The sequence below is a fragment of the Caulobacter sp. S45 genome (genome assembly GCF_009765965.1).
Lineage (GTDB): Bacteria > Pseudomonadota > Alphaproteobacteria > Caulobacterales > Caulobacteraceae > CAHJWH01.
In genome coordinates, this window is sequence record NZ_LMUL01000014.1 from 2,487,008 (window position 1) to 2,506,300 (window position 19,293).

At 66.1% G+C, this 19,293-nt stretch carries 16 protein-coding genes; 4 read left to right on the forward strand and 12 right to left on the reverse strand.

The genetic code is table 11. The features are described 5' to 3' along the window. Window positions 1–88: 88 nt before the first annotated feature. The 5 genes from GSQ87_RS18635 to GSQ87_RS18655 all read right to left on the reverse strand — a co-directional run bounded on the left by GSQ87_RS18635 (window position 89) and on the right by GSQ87_RS18655 (window position 7,655). A complete protein-coding gene (locus GSQ87_RS18635) occupies window positions 89–1,027 on the reverse strand; it encodes an ABC transporter substrate-binding protein (RefSeq protein WP_158917029.1) in 939 nt (312 codons plus the stop codon). A 42-nt stretch (window positions 1,028–1,069) separates the two neighbouring features. Next, a complete protein-coding gene (locus tag GSQ87_RS18640; RefSeq protein WP_158917031.1) occupies window positions 1,070–1,891 on the reverse strand; it encodes an alpha/beta fold hydrolase in 822 nt (273 codons plus the stop codon). A 49-nt stretch (window positions 1,892–1,940) separates the two neighbouring features. Beyond that, entirely contained in the window at window positions 1,941–3,344 is a 1,404-nt protein-coding gene (locus GSQ87_RS18645; protein ID WP_158917033.1) for a uracil-xanthine permease family protein, read from the reverse strand. 275 nt (window positions 3,345–3,619) lie between these two features. Continuing rightward, complete coding sequence (locus GSQ87_RS18650; protein WP_158917035.1) at window positions 3,620–4,981, reverse strand: carbohydrate porin; 1,362 nt, start codon at window positions 4,979–4,981, stop codon at window positions 3,620–3,622. A 715-nt stretch (window positions 4,982–5,696) separates the two neighbouring features. Next, on the reverse strand, window positions 5,697–7,655 hold the full coding sequence (locus tag GSQ87_RS18655) for a S9 family peptidase (protein ID WP_158917037.1): 1,959 nt from the start codon (window positions 7,653–7,655) through the stop codon (window positions 5,697–5,699). Between the two features lie 317 nt (window positions 7,656–7,972). On the opposite strand from GSQ87_RS18655, the gene GSQ87_RS18660 reads away from it, so the two are divergent. Together GSQ87_RS18660 and GSQ87_RS18665 are read left to right on the forward strand one after the other, a co-directional pair. After that, the gene (locus GSQ87_RS18660) at window positions 7,973–8,188 is read left to right on the forward strand and encodes a DUF2093 domain-containing protein (protein WP_158917039.1); all 216 of its coding nucleotides are present in this window, start codon (window positions 7,973–7,975) and stop codon (window positions 8,186–8,188) included. A 141-nt stretch (window positions 8,189–8,329) separates the two neighbouring features. Then, the gene (locus GSQ87_RS18665; RefSeq protein WP_158917041.1) at window positions 8,330–8,872 is read left to right on the forward strand and encodes a response regulator; all 543 of its coding nucleotides are present in this window, start codon (window positions 8,330–8,332) and stop codon (window positions 8,870–8,872) included. Window positions 8,873–8,895: 23 nt separating this feature from the next. Here the strand turns inward: GSQ87_RS18665 and GSQ87_RS18670 are convergent, their stop codons facing one another. Next, window positions 8,896–9,813 (reverse strand): lysophospholipid acyltransferase family protein, encoded by a 918-nt coding sequence (locus GSQ87_RS18670; RefSeq protein ID WP_158917043.1) that lies wholly within the window; start codon window positions 9,811–9,813, stop codon window positions 8,896–8,898. Between the two features lie 44 nt (window positions 9,814–9,857). Beyond that, window positions 9,858–12,080 (reverse strand): phosphoribosylformylglycinamidine synthase subunit PurL, encoded by a 2,223-nt coding sequence (purL, locus tag GSQ87_RS18675; protein ID WP_158917045.1) that lies wholly within the window; start codon window positions 12,078–12,080, stop codon window positions 9,858–9,860. 137 nt (window positions 12,081–12,217) lie between these two features. On the opposite strand from purL, the gene GSQ87_RS18680 reads away from it, so the two are divergent. Further along, window positions 12,218–12,430, forward strand: a complete 213-nt coding sequence (locus GSQ87_RS18680) for a hypothetical protein (protein WP_158917047.1) — start codon at window positions 12,218–12,220, stop codon at window positions 12,428–12,430. A gap of 39 nt (window positions 12,431–12,469) precedes the next feature. Here GSQ87_RS18680 and lysA read toward each other — a convergent pair whose 3' ends face one another. The 3 genes from lysA to argH are packed head-to-tail and all read right to left on the reverse strand — an operon-like array spanning window position 12,470 to window position 15,538. Next, window positions 12,470–13,747: a diaminopimelate decarboxylase gene (lysA, locus tag GSQ87_RS18685; protein ID WP_158917049.1), complete on the reverse strand. Its 1,278-nt coding sequence runs from the start codon at window positions 13,745–13,747 to the stop codon at window positions 12,470–12,472. 13 nt (window positions 13,748–13,760) lie between these two features. Next, on the reverse strand, window positions 13,761–14,123 hold the full coding sequence (locus GSQ87_RS18690; RefSeq protein ID WP_158917051.1) for a hypothetical protein: 363 nt from the start codon (window positions 14,121–14,123) through the stop codon (window positions 13,761–13,763). Further along, window positions 14,120–15,538 (reverse strand): argininosuccinate lyase, encoded by a 1,419-nt coding sequence (argH, locus tag GSQ87_RS18695; RefSeq protein ID WP_158917053.1) that lies wholly within the window; start codon window positions 15,536–15,538, stop codon window positions 14,120–14,122. Before argH ends, GSQ87_RS18690 begins: the two co-directional genes overlap by 4 nt. On the opposite strand from argH, the gene GSQ87_RS18700 reads away from it, so the two are divergent. After that, the gene (locus tag GSQ87_RS18700; protein ID WP_158917055.1) at window positions 15,537–16,163 is read left to right on the forward strand and encodes a TlpA disulfide reductase family protein; all 627 of its coding nucleotides are present in this window, start codon (window positions 15,537–15,539) and stop codon (window positions 16,161–16,163) included. The two genes, argH and GSQ87_RS18700, sit on opposite strands and share 2 nt — an antisense overlap. A 126-nt stretch (window positions 16,164–16,289) precedes the next feature. Here GSQ87_RS18700 and GSQ87_RS18705 read toward each other — a convergent pair whose 3' ends face one another. Both GSQ87_RS18705 and GSQ87_RS18710 read right to left on the reverse strand, forming a co-directional pair. After that, entirely contained in the window at window positions 16,290–17,813 is a 1,524-nt protein-coding gene (locus GSQ87_RS18705; RefSeq protein WP_158917057.1) for a protease pro-enzyme activation domain-containing protein, read from the reverse strand. A 127-nt stretch (window positions 17,814–17,940) separates the two neighbouring features. Then, entirely contained in the window at window positions 17,941–19,149 is a 1,209-nt protein-coding gene (locus tag GSQ87_RS18710) for an NADP-dependent isocitrate dehydrogenase (protein ID WP_158917059.1), read from the reverse strand. Window positions 19,150–19,293: the final 144 nt, after the last annotated feature.

Below are 19,293 nucleotides of genomic sequence, written 5' to 3' on the forward strand. Positions count from 1 at the left end.
TCGAAACGGGCCCCGGCGAGCGGGACCCGTCTTGGTAGTCTGTATTATGGTCGACCAAAAATCGCAACCGGCCGACGCCGGCGTCAATTCAGCCGAGTTGTTTGAGCGCCGCCTGATACGGACCGAGCAGCAGGTATTTTTCGATATCGGTCAGGGTGGTCTGGGGACGGCCGTAGCGCGAACGCAGGTCCAGCACCGCGCGCATGCCGTCCGGCAGGATATCGCCGTCCGGCGTCAGGCCGGTCTTGGGCGAGAGCACGCTGTCCATCACCGCACCGAGCACGCCAGGCTTCACCTCGGGCATCTTGGCGCCCAGCAGTTCGGCGGCGGCCTCGCGGTTGGCGGGGTCTAGCGTCCAGCGCAGGCCCTTCAGATAGGCGGCGAGGAAGGCGACGGTCTCTTGTTCGTGCGCTTCGACCCATTCCTTGCGGCCGGCGATGATGCCGCCCTGGTAGGTGGGGAACAGGTCGCCGCTCTGGGTCAGGACCTTGAAGCCCGCGGCCTTGGCCAGGCTGGTGAACGGCTCGATGGTGATGGTGCCGGCGTGCGTGCCGGCCTTCACCGAGGCCCAGCGCTCCGGCGTGGCGCCGACGCCGACGGCCTCGTAGGCGTCGCGCGGCAGGCCCAGGTGCGCCAGCAGGTCGTAGAGCACAAAGGCGAAGCCGGTGGACGGCGCATCCAGCGCTAGGGTCTTGCCCTTCAGGTCGGTCGCCTGCGCGATGTCGGGGGCGACGACGGCGCTGAGGCCGATCTGGGTCGCGCCCATCAGCACCCGGAAGTCAGGCATGGGGTCCAGCTTGGCCGCGCCCTGGCCCTCGCTGTAGGCCACCACGTTGTCGTAAGCGGTGAAGGCGATGTCGAACTCGCCGGTCCCGAACTTCTCGAACTGGAAGACCGAGCTGGGGGTGGTGGTCAGGCGGACGTCGAGGCCCGCGTCGGCGAAGAAGCCCTGTTCCAGCGCGACGAAGGTCGGCAGGTTGGGCGCGCCCGGGAAGGCGATGATGTTCAGTTGGGTGTTGGTGCTCATCCGGCTCACACTAAGAGGTCAACGAAATAGGACGCCGAGCGTTCAACGCCCGATCATGATTTGACGGAGTTCCTCCGCGACCTCCTCAGGGCATTCCATCGGCGTCAGGTGGGCCGCGCCAGGCAGGACCCGCAGGGTCGCGCCAGGGATGGCCTTGTGCATGGCCTCGGCCATGGCCACTGGGGTGGCGAAGTCGTCCGAGCCCACGGCGATGCGGGTGGGGAAGGTGAAGCCGGGCAGGGCGTCGCGCTTATCGGCGCGGCCGAGCATCCGGCAGGTCTCGACGTAGCAATCCAGGTCGTTCTTCAGGAACACCTGAACGGCGCCTTCGACCACCTCGGGGTTGGCGTCGGCCCACGCCTTGCTGAACCAGCGCGCCTTCTGAAAGCCGACCAGCACGGCCATGCCGCTCTCGACCGCCTTCTGGGCGCGTTCTTCCCATTGTTCGGGGGCCTTCTCGCCGTACCAGGCCGTGGTGTCGACCAGGCCCAGGCCCAACACCCGCTCAGGATAGGCGGCGGCGAAGGCGAGCGCGATGCAACCGCCCATCGAGGCGCCGGCGACCGAGGTCTTGTCCCAACCCACGGCGTCCAGGACGTCGGCGAGGTCGCCGGCGAACTGTTCGACGGTGTAGGGCCCGGCGCTCTTGGTCGAGCGGCCGTGCCCGCGACAGTCGAACACCAGCACGTCGCCGGCTTGCGTCAGATGCGCCGCCGCCCGGTCCCAGAACTCATTGTCCATCGCCAGCGAGTGCACCAGAGCGATCCGGCCCGGGCCTTGGCCCTTGATGATGCGGTAGGCGATTTCGGCGCCGTCGCGGGTCTTGGCCATGGAAAGGGCGGAGGAGCTGTCTGGGGCGGTCATTTTGCTGTGGGAACCCTTGATAATGTGAGGAACGGGATCGCCGCCGGCGTCAGGCCGCGTGATGGCTCGAGGCCGCCGAAGGCTCGTGCGGGCCGCCCACGGCCGCTCCCTTGGTGATCCGCTTGGCGCCCGGCAGCACGGCGGTCAGGAACAGCACCGAGAAGACACCGACGATGATGGGTTGGCCCAGCAGCAGACGGATGAACAGCGGCATGGCCTTCAGGGTTTCCGGCTCGACGAACAGGCTGCCGAAGCCGAGCATCAGCGAGAAGCCGGCGATGGCCAGCGAGCGCTCGTCCCACTCCACCTTGGCCAGCAATTCCACGCCATGGACGAACACGATGCCGAACAGCACCGTTCCCACCGCCGACAAGACGGGGGTGGGCAGGAGCACGAAGATGTAGTCGATCTTGGTGCAGAACCCCATGCAGATCAGGATGACGCCGGTGGTCATCGTCACCCAGCGCGACGCCACCCGGGTGGAACGCAGGATGGCCACGTTGGCCGGGTAGGGCAGGTTGGTGACCGCGCCGATGACGCTGCCGATGGCGGAGCCCAGCATCATGGCCAGCACGCCCTGTGACAGGCGGCCGGGGGTCATGACCTCGCCGCCCCACTCGCCCACCACGCCCATCAGGGTCATGGTCTGCACGTTCACCGCCACCAGGATGACGAAGTAGACGACGCAATACTCGACATTGAACGAAAAACCGAAGGGGAAGATCTTCGGCAACACCAGCCAGGGCGACTTGCCGACGAGGCCGAAATTGATCGGGCTGAAGACCTCGAACACCGCGGTGCCGACGACCAGGGCGATCAGCAGCGCCAGGCGGCGGACAATTGGCTTCTTGGAGCAGATCAGCACCATCAGGGTGAGGGCCGTGACCAGACCGGCGCCGAAGTTCACCAGCCCGAAGCTCTTGTCCGTCGGCTTGCCCAGCCAGTGGGGGAAGGCCAGGTCGGCGACCTGCATCATCACCAGCATGACGATGACCCCGGCGATGACGGGGGTCCGCACCACCTTGGACAGAAGGCCGACCAGGCTGACGCCCTTGATCGGGATCGACACCAGACACCAGGCCAGCGACGCGACGCACAACGAGCCATAGGCGACGCCAAGGCCCGTCGTCCCCGGCTGCATCTTGCCGAAGGCGAGCAGGGCGGTGAATATCCCGGCGTAGGGGCCGGCCACCAGGGGCATCTTGCCGAAGAGCATCGAGATCAGCAGCGAGGTGACGCCGCAGCCGATGAAGGTCGCGCCGTAGAGATAGGCGATGGTCTCGGGCGGCAGATTGAACGTGCGCCCCATGATGCTGGGGAAGACGAAGATCCCGGTCATCACGAAGACGTTCTGGAATCCCATCGGGATGGCGTTCTTGAACGAGATCTTTTCGTTGATCCCGATTTCGAAGACGGGGCGCCCGGAGGCGACCGTGGCTTCAGAAGCTGACATGAAGTCCTCTGAACGGCTTGATGATGAGGCGCGATCCGATGGTGCGCGAGGCGTAGACCGGGATCCGCCGTGCGTCGAGTCCAGAGCGCATCACGCGGTCGGACTGTATGACCATATTGAAGGCGGGCGATTGCGTGCGGATGTCTGACGTGAAGGCTTGAGAGCGATTTCGCGGGACGCGCCGGGGTCCAGAACGACGTTTAGAGGGACGCGGATAGCCGCGCCCCTCCAAGATAATAGTCAAGACTTGAGCGTATTTCACCGCCATCGGCAGATCAGTCCGAAAGGTTCGGAGCGAGCGGCAGGCCGAGGAAGGTCGCCAGGTTGAAGGTAATCTTGATCCCGAACGTCACGATGTTCTGGGGCAGGATCTTCGTCTTGGGGATGTTCGAGTTGTCGGGGTTGATGATGTAGGAAATATTCGGAGCCACGCGGGCGGAGTTGAACAGCAGGGCGCTGTAATCGGCTTCGAGCGCGAACTCGTTCGGATTGTTCACCCCGTGGCCGCCGGCCTTGATCCGCGAATCGCGCAGGAACTCGATCTCGCGCGACGTCAGGTCGATATAGGTGCCGGTGAGGGACACGATATCGTGCTCGCGGCCCGGGATCACGCCCCGCGCGACCGCGCCGGTAAAGACCTGCATGCTGGCGATCTCCTCGGTCTCCAGGCTCTGGTTATAGCCGGCGATCACCGTGACGCTCTTTTCCAGGGCCGGGTCGGGACGCCACACCGCCTTCTCGCCCATGATGTAGATGCCGTTGCGCAGGCTCGTATTGGCCGCCGCCGTCCCACCGAACAGGCCGAGCGACTGACCCTTGGTGTTGAAATAGGGGTCGCTGAAGGGGGCGGTGCTGACCCAACCGCCGAACTTGATGTCGCCGGGGTAGCGATAATTCGTCAGGTCGTAGTTGCCGAAGGACACCTCCTCGAAGGTGCTGACGCCCGTGGCCTTGTCGGTCGAGAAGTCGTAGCCGTTGGTGTGCTGGATGAAGGAGTTCACCTCGAAGGCGCCGGTCTGGAACGCGATGTCCTTGGTGAAGTGGTAGCGGACGTTGCCGCCCCAGGTCGCCGATGTCGGGAAGGTGATGTTGGATTCCGAGTTCATCAGCTGCGGCACGCCGCAGGTGATCCCGGATTCGGAGTAGCAGGTGTTGGACAGGCGGCCGTAGAAGGCCGAGCTGCCGAGGCGGCCGACCAGGACGTCGAGCTTGTCGTCGAACAGCTTCTGCTCATAGGCGAAGATGCTCATACGGAACGGGTGGAAGGCGTTCTTGTAGACTTCCTGCGACTTGATGAAGTCGCCGCTGAAGTTCTTCGCGTCGCTGTCGCCGTAGCTGCGGATCCAGCTGACGTGGAACTGACCGCCGGGAATGCCCACCAGCTTGTGCAGGTCGAAGCTGAGGCCGATCTGCGCCTGACCGGCGTCGGTGTTGCCCTGCTTGATGCCGCCGATGGGGTTGGCGGCCATTTCGTTGATCAGCTGGGCGCGAACGCGTATGCCGTCGTCATCGAGCGTCTGGCCAAAATCCGACAACAGGCCGGGCGTCGCCGTCCGTCCCGGCGCCTCCTGCGCGTTGGCCGCATTCGATGCGAATAGTGTGACAAGTATTCCGGCGTAAAGCCATGTGCGACGCATAGACATCTCCCCTCCCGTTTCGAGTGACTTTTCGCCACTTTTGTTTTTGCGCCGATCAAGCGAGCTATTTCGCAAGATTCGACAAATTTTATTTCCACATGAGCACACACTTGGGGCTCATCGGTTTTGAGCGTATCCGCCCACGTCTGAAGATGTGGTGAATGTATCCCCGACGATGACGCGGTGCGGGTGCGACTTTCTGTAGCAAATCCATAATGTTCCGGATTCGAAGGCCGAGGCCGTGAACCCGATGGATGGCATTATTGTCAGACCATCATATCGAAGTCAAAGCCTTGTCGCCCCCTTCCGCAGCGTTGAAACGCCGCGTCCCCGTCGCATCGGGCGCGGACGCTGCAAGCGCGGTCGCTGAAGATGTGAATGTGGCTCGCCTATTGAAAGCTTATCGGGATAATATGTATCGTGTATTGCAAATATAATAACATTATTTCGCAATAAATTCTTATTGAAGGGATTTTTTTGCTAAAAATGAATGTTTTGACGAAATTGGAAAATCCAAAGGCGTCTGCTCCGCTTGTCATTGAAACCGCCCTCGGTGCGGGCCCAAACCGACCTTGAAGAGCTGTCGGAGGGGGTCCCGAGCCCCGATGGCTGTATCCGAAGTGGCCGCCTGTCCGTATCGGCTATGGCCTGGCGACTGGCGAAGGGCCGAATCGTCTCCGCGTGAGCCCGCCGATCGCGCCTTGGGGTAAGGCGTTCAATGCGGGACGGGAGGCGACGCGGCCTTGGGCGGCGACTGCGGCTTGTCGGGAGGATTGTGGATTTCCAGGAAGGCGACGACCGCGGTGAGCATCTGCAACCGGGTTTCCCCGCGCGACAGCCAATGATCTTCGCTCTTCAACGTCACCAGTTCGACCGGTTTGCCCGCCCGCTTGAGGGCCGCGGCCATTTCGCGGCTTTGGTCGTAAGGCACCACCGTATCGTCCAGGCCATGGATGAGCAGGATGGGCATCGCCGCCCTGTCGGCGTGATGGGCGGGAGATATCTCGTCCAATCGCTTGTCGCCGGGCGAACTCGAACCCATGAAGCGATCCCAATACCGCAGCGTTTCGTTCTTTTCCCCCGAGGTCCGCTCGCGCTCGTAGTCGAGCAGCCGTCTCAGATCGGCCGGGCCAGCGAGCGACACCGCGCACCGATAGGCGGCCGGATCGAAGGTCGCGCCGGCGAGCGCCGCATAGCCGCCATAGCTGGCGCCGACGATACAGACCCGTTGTGGGTCGACGATCCCGCGCTTCACCAGCGCGCGGACCCCGTCGGAAATGTCGGTCTGCATCTTGCGACCCCATTCCCCGAACCCGGCGTTGAGGTGCTTGACGCCGAGCCCCGTCGATCCCCGGTACTGGGGCTGGAGCACGGCGTAGCCGCGTGAGGCCAGCGCCTGGGACCACCAGTCGAACCCTGGGTCGTCCTGGGCGGCCGGTCCGCCGTGAACCAACACCACGGCCGGGAGGTTCTGGGGCGCTGTGTCCTTGGGCAGGGTCAGATAGGCCGGAATGATCATGCCGTCCGCGGCCGCGTAGGAGATCGCCCGCTTTTCGGCCACCGCTTCGGGGGGGATCGACGCGTACATGTCGGTCAACCAGGCCGCTTGGTGCGTGGTCATGTCCACGGTGTAGTAGCCGACCCCGTCGCGTGGACCGTCCACCTGCACGGCGATCTGCTTGCGGTCCTCCGACCACGACGCCAATTCCACCTGCTCGTGGGGGAACGCCTTGGCCACCCCGTTCCAGGCAGCCTGGTCGGCCGGAGAAAAGAAGCTGTAGGCGGTCCCGCTCAGATCGTGTTTCAGTCCGCCGATGGCTGCACGGCTATGCGGATCGATGATGATCGCCTTGTCCCGCAGCGCCTCGAGCGGATCGGACAGGGTGGCGTCGGCCAACCCCATCTCGTGCGCGCTCCAGCCGTGTTCGCCATAGATGCTCAGCAGGACGGACTGGCCGTCGCGACCCAGGCCGTCGATTTGCGGATGCTCGATCATCGCGGTCTGGCGATAGACGTTCTTCCAATCGCCCTTGCGCTTGAGAAACAGCGTCCAGCGGCCGGTGCGCTGCTCGTAATCCGCGCGCGCGACAGCCTCGCCCTGATTGTCCAGCAGGAACTGCAACGTATCCACGTTTCCGGTCTCGACCCGCTCGGCGTGGTTACGCTCCAGGTCCACCTTGTACATGGCGAGCACTCCGTGCTCGTCCGGGAAATACTCGCTTTCAACGAAGACGGTCGCGCGCCCCTTGATCTCGAGGGCGGTGGGCAGCGCGTTGATCGTGTTCAGCGCCCTTTCCTGGCCGTCGAGCAAGGGGCGCACACGCTTGTGATCGAGGTCCAGGACCGCCGCCTGAAAGTACTCCCGCGTGGGTCCGCTAAGGCCGAAGATCCAGGTGGTGGTGGAGAAGATGATCAGCAGGTAGTGCGGACCGGCCCATTGCAGGGCGCGCACCTTGGCCGAGCCGATGCCATTGACGCTGAGGAGCTTGTGGTCGGAGACATTGCGAATCTGCACCTGCCGGTGGGTCGCGTCGCCGACCAGCAGGGCGATCCTGGCCCCGTCGGGCGATATCTCCACGTTCGAGACGTTCGGTAGGGCGCCATAGGCCTCCAGGGCCGGCGCGGCCGCACGCGCATGAAACGGCGAAAGACACGCCAGCAACGCCAGCGCCAAGCCTGATCTTCGCATCCCGAAATCGCGCCCTCTCAACCTTGGCGGGGAACTTACGGTTTGCAGCTCGCAAAGTCATTTCCGTGTTGAAATGTGCGGCCCTGCCGCTTCTGTTTTCCATACGCAGTGAGCGCGCGCTTTGTGTTGACATTCGTTTTGGTGGAATGACTGGATTTACATCCAGTAGATGCGGTCGTCGTTGCTTGGGGCCCCTTTGATGGCGAGCGCGCGGGCCTTTGCGGCCCACAGATGCGGTTTCGCCACGGGATCGTCGTGTGCAGAGGGTTTCCCAGACTCGACCGCCGAACTAGAGTGGGGGAATGAACGCCTTTGATCGCGATATCGATGGGCTTGCCCTGGTCCATTACGGTGACGGTGAATACGCCGTGATGAAGCCTGGCCGCTTTGTGCTCTGCGCGGTTTCGGGACGCCGCATCCCGCTCGAAGCTCTGAAGTATTGGAGCGCGCAGCACCAGGAAGCCTATATCGGCGCCGAGGAGGCGCTATCTCGCTGGAAGACGGCCGGATCGCTCTGATCGCGACATCTGCGCCTCTGGCGTCGGCGCTGTTATGACGATTTAATTGTAACTGTTTTGAAATATCCTGGCCGCATCTTGTTTAATGCGAAGAGTGTCGAGCCAGGATTTCCTCAAGGTCACAGCCGCTATGAGTGGGTCATGACGACGGGTTTGGAAGCGCTCAGGGTGCTTCTCGCCGATGACAATCCGCACATGCGAGAAATCGTGACTGTGCTGCTGGACAACTACGGCGTCAAAAACGTCCGCAGCGTCGCCGATGGTTCGCATGGCATGGCGGAGTTACGTAATTGGCAGGCCGATCTGGCCATCGTCGACTTCAAGATGGAGCCGATGGACGGTGTGACCTTCACGCGCAATGTTCGCAATTCGCCCGATAGCCGTAACCCCTATCTGCCGATCATCATGATGACCGGCCATTCCGCCCGTTCGCGCGTGTACGAGGCGCGTGACGCCGGGGTGAACGAGTTCGTGGCCAAGCCAGTGACCGCGCGCACCCTGCTCGACCGGATCGTGGCGGTGATCTACCACCCGCGCGCCTTTGTCCGCACCAAGGACTACTTCGGCCCCGATCGCCGTCGCCGCGCCGACCCCGCCTATCGCGGCGCCATGCGGCGATCCTCCGATCAGGTCATCTCGGCGGACAACATGCTGAGCGATCCGATGTTCGGGCGGGACCGCTAGGCGAGCGAGATCGCCTGGGCGGTCTAGCTCGGCGGCGCATAGTCCTCCTGCGGCCAGCGCTTGTGGACCCAGAACCACTCGGCCGGCCGTTCCCGGATGCGGGCTTCGACGAAGGCGTTGATCTGGCGCACCCCGGCCTCCACGTCCTGTTCGCGGTCGCCGGTCTTGGTCAGCTCGAGGGGCTCATGGATGGTGACGCGGAAACGCGCGCCGGGCAGGCGGGCGACCGACATCGGCTGCATCATCGCCCCGAACTTGAGCGCCACCCGCGTCGGCGCTCCCGCTGAGTGGACGGTGCGGCCGAAGAAGGGGGCGGCGACGCCGCCGTTGAACTTCTGGTCGTTCATGAACGACACCGACTGGCCGTCCTTCAGCGTCTCCAGCAGGTCGCGCGAGCCCATGCCGCCCTTGGGCGCGAACAGCTTGACCCCGTAGCGGGCGCGGGTCTCGATGATGCGTCGATCCACATAGGGATTGTTGGCTGCGCGATAGGTGACGCGGCAGTCCAGCCCGCTGGCCGAGATCACCGCGGCCATCACCTCCCAGTTGGCGAAATGGCCCGAGACCAGCACCGCTGGGCGGCCGGATGCGGCGATCGCCTGCAGCCGGTCCATACCCACCACCTCCACCCGACCACGCGCCGGCGTCAGGCGGTCGGTGAGCGGGAACTCGAAGAAGGTGCGGCCGACATTGTCCCACTGGGCGTCGAGCAGGCGGGTCCGGGCGGCAGGGTCCAGTTCGGGGAAGGCCAGCTCGATGTTGCGCTCAGCGATCCTGTGGGAACGGGTGAGGGGCCCGAGCCGTCGAAACACCGCCCCGCCGAGCGCGCTGATCCAGGCGACGGGCCAGGGCCTGACCAGGGCGCCGACTAGATCGAAGGCGAACGCCTCCAGCCGCCAGACCAGGTCCTTGCCGAAAGTCGCGCCGCGCTGTTCCACCATGGCCCGGTTTAGGCGCCTGTGGGACTGGGCGCAATCATCGACGCTCAGGCCGCCGCCGGCTCGCCCATGAAGGCGGGCATCCATCCCTCGTGGGCGTCGCGCAAGTCGGGTAGGGCGATGGCGAACAGCTCGGCCGAAGCGAAGGCCTCGCCGCCGGCGTGGCCGGCGATGCTGACGTGCACCTTGGCGGCGTGGGCGGCCTCGATCACCTCTTCCGGGCGCGTGGTGGCCAGCAGGTAGCGCCCCTGGTCTTCGCCGAACAGGTAGCCGTGGGCGTGGGCGTGCGAGGTGGCGCGCAATTCCACGCCGACCTTGGAGGCCAGCGCCATCTCGGCCGCCGCCCCAACCAGCCCGCAATCGGAAAGATCGTGGACGGCGTGGATATGGCCGGAGCGGATCAGGCCGCGCACGAAATCGCCGTGACGCTTCTCGGCCGCCAGGTCCACCGGGGGCGGGGCGCCGTCCTCGCGGCCCAGGATCTCGCGCAGATACAGGCTGGCGCCCAGTTCCCCGTGGGTCTCGCCCACCAGGATCAGGGTGTCGCCGGGCTTGAGGCCACCATAGCCGACCCGCTTGGCGTAGTCGGGGATCAGGCCGACCGCGCCTACCGTCGGCGTCGGCGGAATGGCGGCGCCGTTGGTCTCGTTGTAGAGGCTGACATTGCCGCTGACGATCGGGAAGTCCAGCGCCCGGCAGGCTTCGCCCATGCCATCCAGCGCGCGGACGATCTGGCCCATGATCTCGGGCCGCTCGGGATTGCCGAAGTTCAGGTTGTCGGTCACAGCGATCGGGTCGGCGCCGACCGAGGTCAGGTTGCGCCAGGCCTCCGCCACCGCCTGCTTGCCGCCCTCGTAGGGATCGGCCTGGACGTAGCGGGGCGTGACGTCTGAGGTCATCGCCAGGGCCTTCTTGGTGCCGTGCACGCGCACGATGCCGGCGTCGGCGGCGGTAGAGCTGTCGGCGAGGGTGTCGGCCATGACGTGGCGGTCGTATTGCTCCCACAGCCAGCGCTTCGAGGCCATGTCGGGGCAGGCCATCAGCTTCATGACCGCCGCGCGCCAGTCGGTCGGGGGCGCGACACGGGCGGGGTCGAGGCGCGGGGCCTTGGGCGGCTCGCTCCAGGGGCGGTCATAGAGCGGCGCGTCGTCGGACAGTGGACCCAGTGGCAGGTCGCACACCACCTCGCCCTTGTGCTTCAGCACGATGCGGCCGGTGTCGGTGGTGAAGCCGATGGCGGCGGCGTCCAGGCCCCACTTGGTGAAGATGCGGTAGGCGTCCGGTTCGCGGCCGGGCTTCAGGATCGCCAGCATCCGCTCCTGGCTTTCCGACAGCATCATCTCGTAGGCGCTCATGCCGGTTTCGCGCTGGGGCACGGCGTCCAGGTCGAGCTCGATGCCCACGCCGCCCTTGCCGGCCATCTCCACCGACGACGAGGTCAGGCCCGCCGCGCCCATGTCCTGGATCGCCTCCACCGCGCCGGACGCCATAAGCTCCAGCGTGGCCTCGATCAGCAGCTTCTCGGCGAAGGGGTCGCCGACCTGGACGGTGGGACGCTTCTCGTCACTGTCCTCGTCGAACTCGGCGCTGGCCATGGTGGCGCCGTGGATGCCGTCGCGCCCGGTCTTGGAGCCGAAATAGACCACCGGCAGGCCGGACGAGGGCGCGGCGGAGTAGAAGATCTTGTCCGCGTCCGCGAGGCCCACGCACATTGCGTTGACCAGGATGTTGCCGTCGTAGCCGGGGTGGAAGTTGGTCTCGCCGCCCACCGTCGGCACGCCAACGCAGTTGCCGTAGCCGCCGATGCCGGAAACCACGCCCGCCACCAGCCGCCGGGTGCGCGGATGCTCGGGGCTGCCGAAGCGCAGGGCGTTGAGCAGGGCGATGGGTCGCGCGCCCATGGTGAAGACGTCGCGCATGATGCCGCCGACGCCGGTCGCGGCGCCCTGGTAGGGCTCGATGAAGCTCGGGTGGTTGTGGCTCTCCATCTTGAAGACGCAGGCCTGGCCGTCGCCGATGTCGACGACGCCGGCGTTCTCGCCGGGGCCGCAGATCACTCTGGGTCCGGTGATCGGCAGCTTCTTCAGGTGCAGGCGCGAGGACTTGTAGGAGCAGTGCTCGCTCCACATCACCGAGAACACCCCGAGCTCGACCGGGTTGGGCTCGTGGCCCAGGCGGGTGAGGATCAGGGCGTACTCCTCGGCCTTCAGCCCGTATTCGCGGGCGAGGTCGGCCGTGGACTTGGCGGCGGGCGCGGCGGGAATCGTCATGGCGACCGGTTAGCGGATTTCCCGCGCGATGTCAGGGGTGGGCGTAGGGTATGGGCTCATCCAGCACACGAAATTGGGAAGGAACGTTGAACCCTCGCGTGCGCTCAGCACTCGACGAGTGAGTAAAGGAGGCTGTCATGCCTGACACGACGCCGAGCACGACCCCGACGGAGAACGCTCTTGAGGAGATGTTCGAACGGCCGTTGACTGCGCCGGAGGGCCCAAATGGGATCGGCTCCACACTGGGGATGGACGTGGCGCCTGTCGAGGAAGCCAAGACCAGCGCCCCCGAGGAGCGTTCCTTCATCCCGGCGGACGAACAGGTGCTGAAGGGCGCGCGCAGCCACTGACCCCGATTTTCCTCCCCTCGCTTGCAGGGGAGGAGAAAACTATTCCAGCCAGGGCGCGAAGGTGTCGCGGGCGAGCATTTCCTCATAGGTCGGGCGGCGGCGGGTGACGGCGAAGCGGTCGCCCTTGACCAGCACCTCGGGGATCAGCGGGCGCGCATTGTATTCGCTGGCCATCGACGCCCCGTAGGCGCCTGCAGACATGAAGGCCACCAGATCGCCTGCCGCAAGTTCAGCCATCTCGCGCCCGCGGGCGAAGGTGTCGCCGGTCTCGCACACCGGGCCGACCACGTCATAGACGACGCGCGGCGCGTCGGGCTTGGAGACGACGGGGCGGATGGCGTGGAAGGCGTCGTACATGGCGGGGCGCAGCAGGTCGTTCATCGCCGCGTCCAGCACCAGGAAACGTCGTCCGCCGGGCCGCGCATGCACCTGGATCACCTGGGAGACCAGCGCCCCGGCGTTGGCGGCGATCAAGCGGCCGGGCTCGAAGGCCAGCTGGACGTCGAGGTCGCCCACCACCCGCTCGACCATCTCGGCGTAGACGCGGGGCGAGGGCGGTTCGGGCTGGTCGAAATAGGGCACGCCCAGGCCGCCGCCAAGGTCCAGCCGGCGCACCTTCAATCCCTGGGCGTGCAAACGTTCCACCAGGTGGCGCATGGTGGTGAAGGCGGCTTCCATGGGCGTCAGGTCGGATATCTGGCTGCCAATGTGGCAGGCCACTCCCGCCACATCCAGTTCGGGAGCTGCAGACGCTCGGGCGTATAGCCGTTCGGCCTCGCCCAGGCTGACGCCGAACTTGTTGCCCTCGTCGCCGGTGGTGATCTTGGCGTGTCCGCCGGCGCCGACATTGGGATTGATCCGCAGCGCCACCGTGGGGCGCTTACCCTTTGTAGCGGCGAGCGCGATCAGGCGCTCGAGTTCGGGCTCGGACTCCACGTTGATCTCGGCCACGCCGACATCGAGCGCGAACGCCAGCTCAGCATCGGTCTTGCCGACGCCGGAGAAGACGATCCGCTCCGGCGGCGCCCCGGCCGCGAGCGCGCGCCGGATCTCGCCCTCCGACACGGTGTCCGCGCCCGCGCCGAGCTGGATCAGGGTGCGCAGCACCGACAGGCTGCCATTGGCCTTCACCGCATAGGCGATCAGCACGTCGCGCGGGGCGAAGGCGTCGTGGAAGGCGCGGTAATGCCGTTCCAGCGTGGCGCTGGAATACACATAGACCGGCGTGCCCACGGCCTCCGCGATGTCGGACAGCCGGACGTCCTCGCACCAGAGTTCCGCACCGGCGGGACCGGCGCGGTCCTCGAAGTGATTCATCTATTTCCGCAGTTCAGTAGGGCGTCACGTTGGTGGTGGGGCCGGCCATGTTGGGCGCGCCGGGCACCGGCGAGTTGCGCGGGTTGGTCAGCTTCTCGGTGGGGTCCTGCACGTCGCGGGTGGTGAGCGGCGCATTGTCGTCGCCGGCTTCGCGGTCGGCCGAGCCAACAGCGTTGGGATCGCCCTTATTGGCGGCGGCCCGGGCCTTGGCTTCCTTGTCCGCATAATAGTCGCGCTTGTTTTCCGCGCCCAGCAGCGGAGCGGGACGTTCGAGGGGACCCACGCCTCCGCAACCCGACAGGCCGGCGCTTAGCGCCACGGCGCCGAACGCCACGGCCAAGGTCGCGGTGCGACCGGATTTCAGCTTCCGGATCATTTCAGCAAACCCTCCCAGCGCGCGACCTGATTGCGGACCGCCTGGGGCGCTGTACCGCCATAGCTCGTCCGGCTCGCCACAGACGCCTGCGGAGAAAGCACATCATAAACCCCCGAGGTGATCCGAGGTTCGATATTCTGCAGCTCGGCGAGCGGAAGTTGCGCCAAGTCCACGCCCAGGGCCTCCGCGCGCTTCACCGTGGCGCCCGTGATATGGTGCGCCTGGCGGAATGGCAGGTCCAGCTCGCGCACCAGCCAGTCGGCCAGGTCGGTGGCGGTGGAGAAGCCGGCCCCGGCGGCGGCGGCCATCCGCTCGGTGTTGGGCAGCAGGTCGTCGATCATCCCGGCCATGGCGGCGAGCGACAGGTCCAGCGCCTCGAAAGCCTCGAACACCGGCGGCTTGTCCTCCTGCATGTCCTTGGAATAGGCCAGAGGCAGGCCCTTCATCACCAAGGTCAGGCTGGTCAGGCCGCCGAAGATGCGGCCGACCTTGGCGCGCACCAGTTCGGCGGCGTCGGGATTGCGCTTCTGCGGCATGATCGAGGAGCCGGTGGTGAAGGCGTCGGTGAGCTTGGCGAAGCCGAACTGGGGCGTGACCCAGATCACGATCTCTTCCGCCAGCCGCGACAGGTGGGTGGCGCAGATGGAGGCGGCCGATAGGTACTCGAGCGCGAAGTCGCGGTCGGAAACGCTATCCAGCGAATTGGCGGTCGGACGGTCGAAGCCCAGAGCGGCGGCTGTGGCGTCGCGATCGATGGGGAAGGGCGAGCCGGCGAGGGCGGCGGCGCCGAGCGGGCATTCGTTCATACGCGCGCGGGCGTCCTGGAAGCGCGAGGCGTCCCGGCCGAACATCTCCACATAGGCCATCATGTGGTGACCGAGCGTCACGGGTTGGGCCGGTTGCAGGTGGGTGAAGCCCGGCATCAGGGTGTCGGCGTGGGCCTTGGCCTTGGCCAGCAGGGCGCGCTGCAACGCCTTCAGTCGTGCGGTCGAGCGGTCGCAGGCGTCGCGCACCCACAGGCGGAAATCCAGCGCCACCTGGTCGTTGCGCGAGCGGGCGGTGTGCAGCCGACCCGCCGCCGAACCGATCAGCTCGGCCAGGCGGGCCTCCACGTTCATGTGGATGTCTTCGTATTCCTCGCGGAAAGGGAAGGCGCCGCTTTCGATCTCCTGCTCGATCCGGGTCAGGCCATCTTGAATCGCGGCCTCGTCCTGCCTTGAAATAACCCCTTGTTTGGACAACATCGCCGCGTGTGCGCGGGAGCCGGCTAGGTCTTGCGCCCACAGACGGCGGTCGACGCCGATCGAGACGTTGATCGCCTGCATCAATTCGGCGGGTTTTCGCTCGAATCGGCCGCCCCACATATCTTGACCCTTGGGCCCCTGTTGGGGCGAGCCGGAGTGCGCGTCGGACATGAGTGCGGTGGAACCTCAAGGGGCGCGGGGCGCCGGGTTAGGTCTCGGGTTGAAGGTCGGTCTTTATGCGGCCTTGGCCGTAGGGATAGCGGCGGTCCTATACGTCATCGGCGCCGCCCTCATCAAACCCAATACGGCGGGCGGGTTGCAGTCGGGCGTCAAGGGCGCGATGGCGAAGATGCAGATCCTGCCCCAGCCCATCCCCATCACGTCCGTCCCGTTCGTCGATGCGGACGGCAAGCCCGTGCAGATGGCCGACTTCAAGGGCCACCCGGTGGTGCTGAACCTCTGGGCCACCTGGTGCGCACCCTGCGTCAAGGAGATGCCCACCCTGGCCAAGCTCCAGACCGAGTTCGCCGGTAAGGGCGTCAAGGTGCTGACGGTCAGCACCGACAGCGCATCCGACGTGGAGAAGGGCAAAATCTTTATCGCCAAGTACCCGCCGCTGGACTTCCACCACGACAACGACCTGGCCTTCTTGAGCGGGCTGACGCCGCACGTGAGCGGTTTCCCGACCACGATCCTGATCGACCGCAAGGGCTACGAGCGGGCGATCTACGCCGGCGACGCCGACTGGTCGGGCCCCGACGCCAAGGCCATGGTGGAGCGGTTGGCGGCGGAGTAGGGCTGGATGCGTGGTGCGTGCTTCGAGACGCGCTCTGCGCTCCTCAGCATGACGAATATTTCTGAAGCCCAATCACATCCGTCATCCTGAGGAGCCCCGAAGGGGCGTCTCGAAGGACGCAGCGAGCTACCCGAACAGCTTCGCCACCGCCGTCCCGTTCGGCGCGCCCAACCCTGTACACGCGTCCCAGCCCTTGGCGGCGCTGTAGCCGATCCCGTCGGAGGTGTTGTTCCCGCTGGTGATGTCGCGGAACGCCGACGGATTGGCGTAGAGGGTCGCGTGGGGCTGGCCGGACAGCTTGCCCGCCTGCTGGTTGATCAAGGCGAACAGCCCCGCCCATAGCGGCGCCGCCGCGCTGGTGCCGCCCACCACCTGGGCCTGGCCGTCCACGATCACGCGATAGCCGGTCTCCGGGTCGGCGTCGGCGGCGACGTCGGGCACGCCCCGGCCCCTGTGGCTGGCGCCGTTGGCGGAGGCGGGCAGGGCGATGTCCGTCTGATAGGCGGGAACCGGGAACAGGTCGCTGATCCCGCCGCCCGTACCACCGCCCTCGCTGTTCCACACCGTCTCGCTGGAGATCGTGGTCCCAGAGCCTTCCAGCCGTACCCCGCCGCAGCCGACCACCAAGGGGCTGGAGGCCGGGAAATCCACGTGCGCCTTGCCGTCGTCCACGCCGTCGGTCGCCAGGTTGTCGCCGGAGGCCGCGAACACGCTCACGCCCAGGTCCGCCGCGTCCTGCAAGGCCGAGGTCATGGCCGTGACCGACTGCTGGGTCCAGAGGCTCTCGGCCGAGCCCCAACTGATCGACATGACGGAGGGCTTGTTGGTGGTGTCGTGGGCGGCCTGGGAGATGGCGTCCACGAACCCCTGGTCGGTGTTGGGGGCGAAGTAGACGGCATAGGCCGCGTCCGGCGCCGCTCCACCCGCCACCTGGATGTCCAGCGCCACCTCGCCGTCCGCCCCATCGGTTCCGCCCGGCGCATTGGAACCGCCCGATACAGGTATGGCGGTGAGCTTGGGCGGGGTCAGGCCCATCGCCTTGAAGGCGGCCTGGGTATCGCTGTCGGTGAAGCCACCGCCGAGCTCGATGAGCGCCACGCACTGGCCCTGGCCGGTGGCGTCGGGGAAGCCGTAGAGCTTGGCCACCTGATTGGGCAGGTAGCTGGCGGCCGCGGCGTCCGGGTCGGCCAGCCGGCGGTTCTTCGGCGTGGCGATGGGGCGTTGGTCCAGGCCGAGAACAGCCTCGATGTCGCCCGCGACATCGGCGGGGGCGGTCAGGTGCCCTGAGCGGCCTCGGAAACTGCGGCCATCCTGTGTGTAATGGTGGAGTTGCGTGCCGAACGCGCTCTGGAGCTTCTCCACCGTGCCCTGCAGCTTCACCAGCCGGCGGCCAGGGTCCCGTTCGGAGATGCTCAGTCCGTGCGCCTCGGCGAAGGCGGTCAGGCGCTTGATGGCGGCCTCGAGCGTCTGGGCACGAGAGGCGTGCAGGGTCTCCCGGTCATGGAAAACGCCTCCGCCGGCGGGCGGCCCGCTCGCGCATTTCAGGTAGACGCTGACCTCGGCCCTTTCCTGTGGATCGCAGGCGCCGGAGCGCTCTGCGGCCGGGGCGGCGCGTTCGCTGCCGGGAATAGGGATGCGGGGGTCAGCCATGGCGCTCTCCGTGTGCGCAAGCTGAACAGGTGGGAGGCGTGGCGGGTTTCGCCGCGGGCGATCACGCCCGCGAGAGTTTGGTGGTTAATCTCCTCCCCCGACGTGCGGGGGAGGAGATTAAGGTAGGCTAGGCCGCGTGTTCCAGGTTCTCGGACACCTTGTCCAGGAAGCCTTCGGTGGTGAGCCAGCCTTGGTTCTCGCCCACCAGCAGGGCGAGGTCCTTGGTCATCGAGCCGGCTTCCACCGTGTCGACGGTGACCTTCTCCAGCTTCTTGGCGAAGGCGGCCAGGGCCTCGTTGCCGTCGAGCTTGGCGCGATGCTCCAGGCCACGGGTCCAGGCGAAGATCGAGGCGATGGAGTTGGTCGAGGTGCTCTCGCCGCGCTCGTGCTGGCGGAAGTGGCGGGTGACGGTGCCGTGGGCGGCCTCGGCCTCCATGGTCTTGCCGTCCGGGGTGATCAGCACCGAGGTCATCAGGCCGAGCGAGCCGTAGCCCTGGGCCACGATATCGGACTGCACGTCGCCGTCGTAGTTCTTGCAGGCCCACACATAGCCGCCCGACCACTTCAGGGCGCTGGCCACCATGTCGTCGATCAGGCGGTGCTCGTAGTGGATGCCCGCCGCTTTGAACTTGGCGGCGTACTCGGCCTCGTAGATCTCCTGGAAGAGGTCCTTGAAGCGCCCGTCGTAGGCCTTGAGGATGGTGTTCTTGGTCGACAGGTAGACCGGGTAGCCGCGCTGCAGGCCGTAGGCGAAGCTGGCGTGGGCGAAGTCGCGGATCGAGTCGTCCAGGTTGAACATGGCCATGGCCACGCCGGAGCCGGGGTATTTGAACACCTCGTGCTCGATGGTCTGGCCGTCGTCGCCGACGAACTTGATGGTCAGCGTACCCTTGCCGGGGACCAGGAAGTCGGTGGCGCGGTACTGGTCGCCATAGGCGTGGCGGCCGACGATGATCGGCTGGGTCCAGCCAGGCACCAGGCGCGGCACGTTCTTGCAGATGATCGGCTCGCGGAAGATCACCCCGCCCAGGATGTTGCGGATGGTGCCGTTCGGCGACTTCCACATTTTCTTGAGGTTGAATTCCTTCACCCGCGCTTCGTCTGGGGTGATGGTGGCGCACTTCACGCCCACGCCGTACTTCTTGATCGCTTCGGCGGACTCGATGGTGACCTTGTCGTCGGTGGCGTCGCGGTGCTCGATCCCCAGGTCGTAATAGTCCAGGTCGAGGTCGAGATAGGGGAAGATCAGCTTGTCCTTGATCAGTTTCCAGATGATGCGGGTCATCTCGTCGCCGTCGATGTCCACGACGGGGTTGGCGACCTTGATCTTGGACATGGGCTCTCGACCTTCCTGCGATGGGGAGCAGCCGGGGCTTACAGCCACGGCGCGGCGGCGAGGTCTATAGACGCTGCGGTGGCCCGGGAAAACCCGTCCCGCAAAGCATCGCCGCGCGCCGGGCGGTTGCGGCGGGGGCCGCGG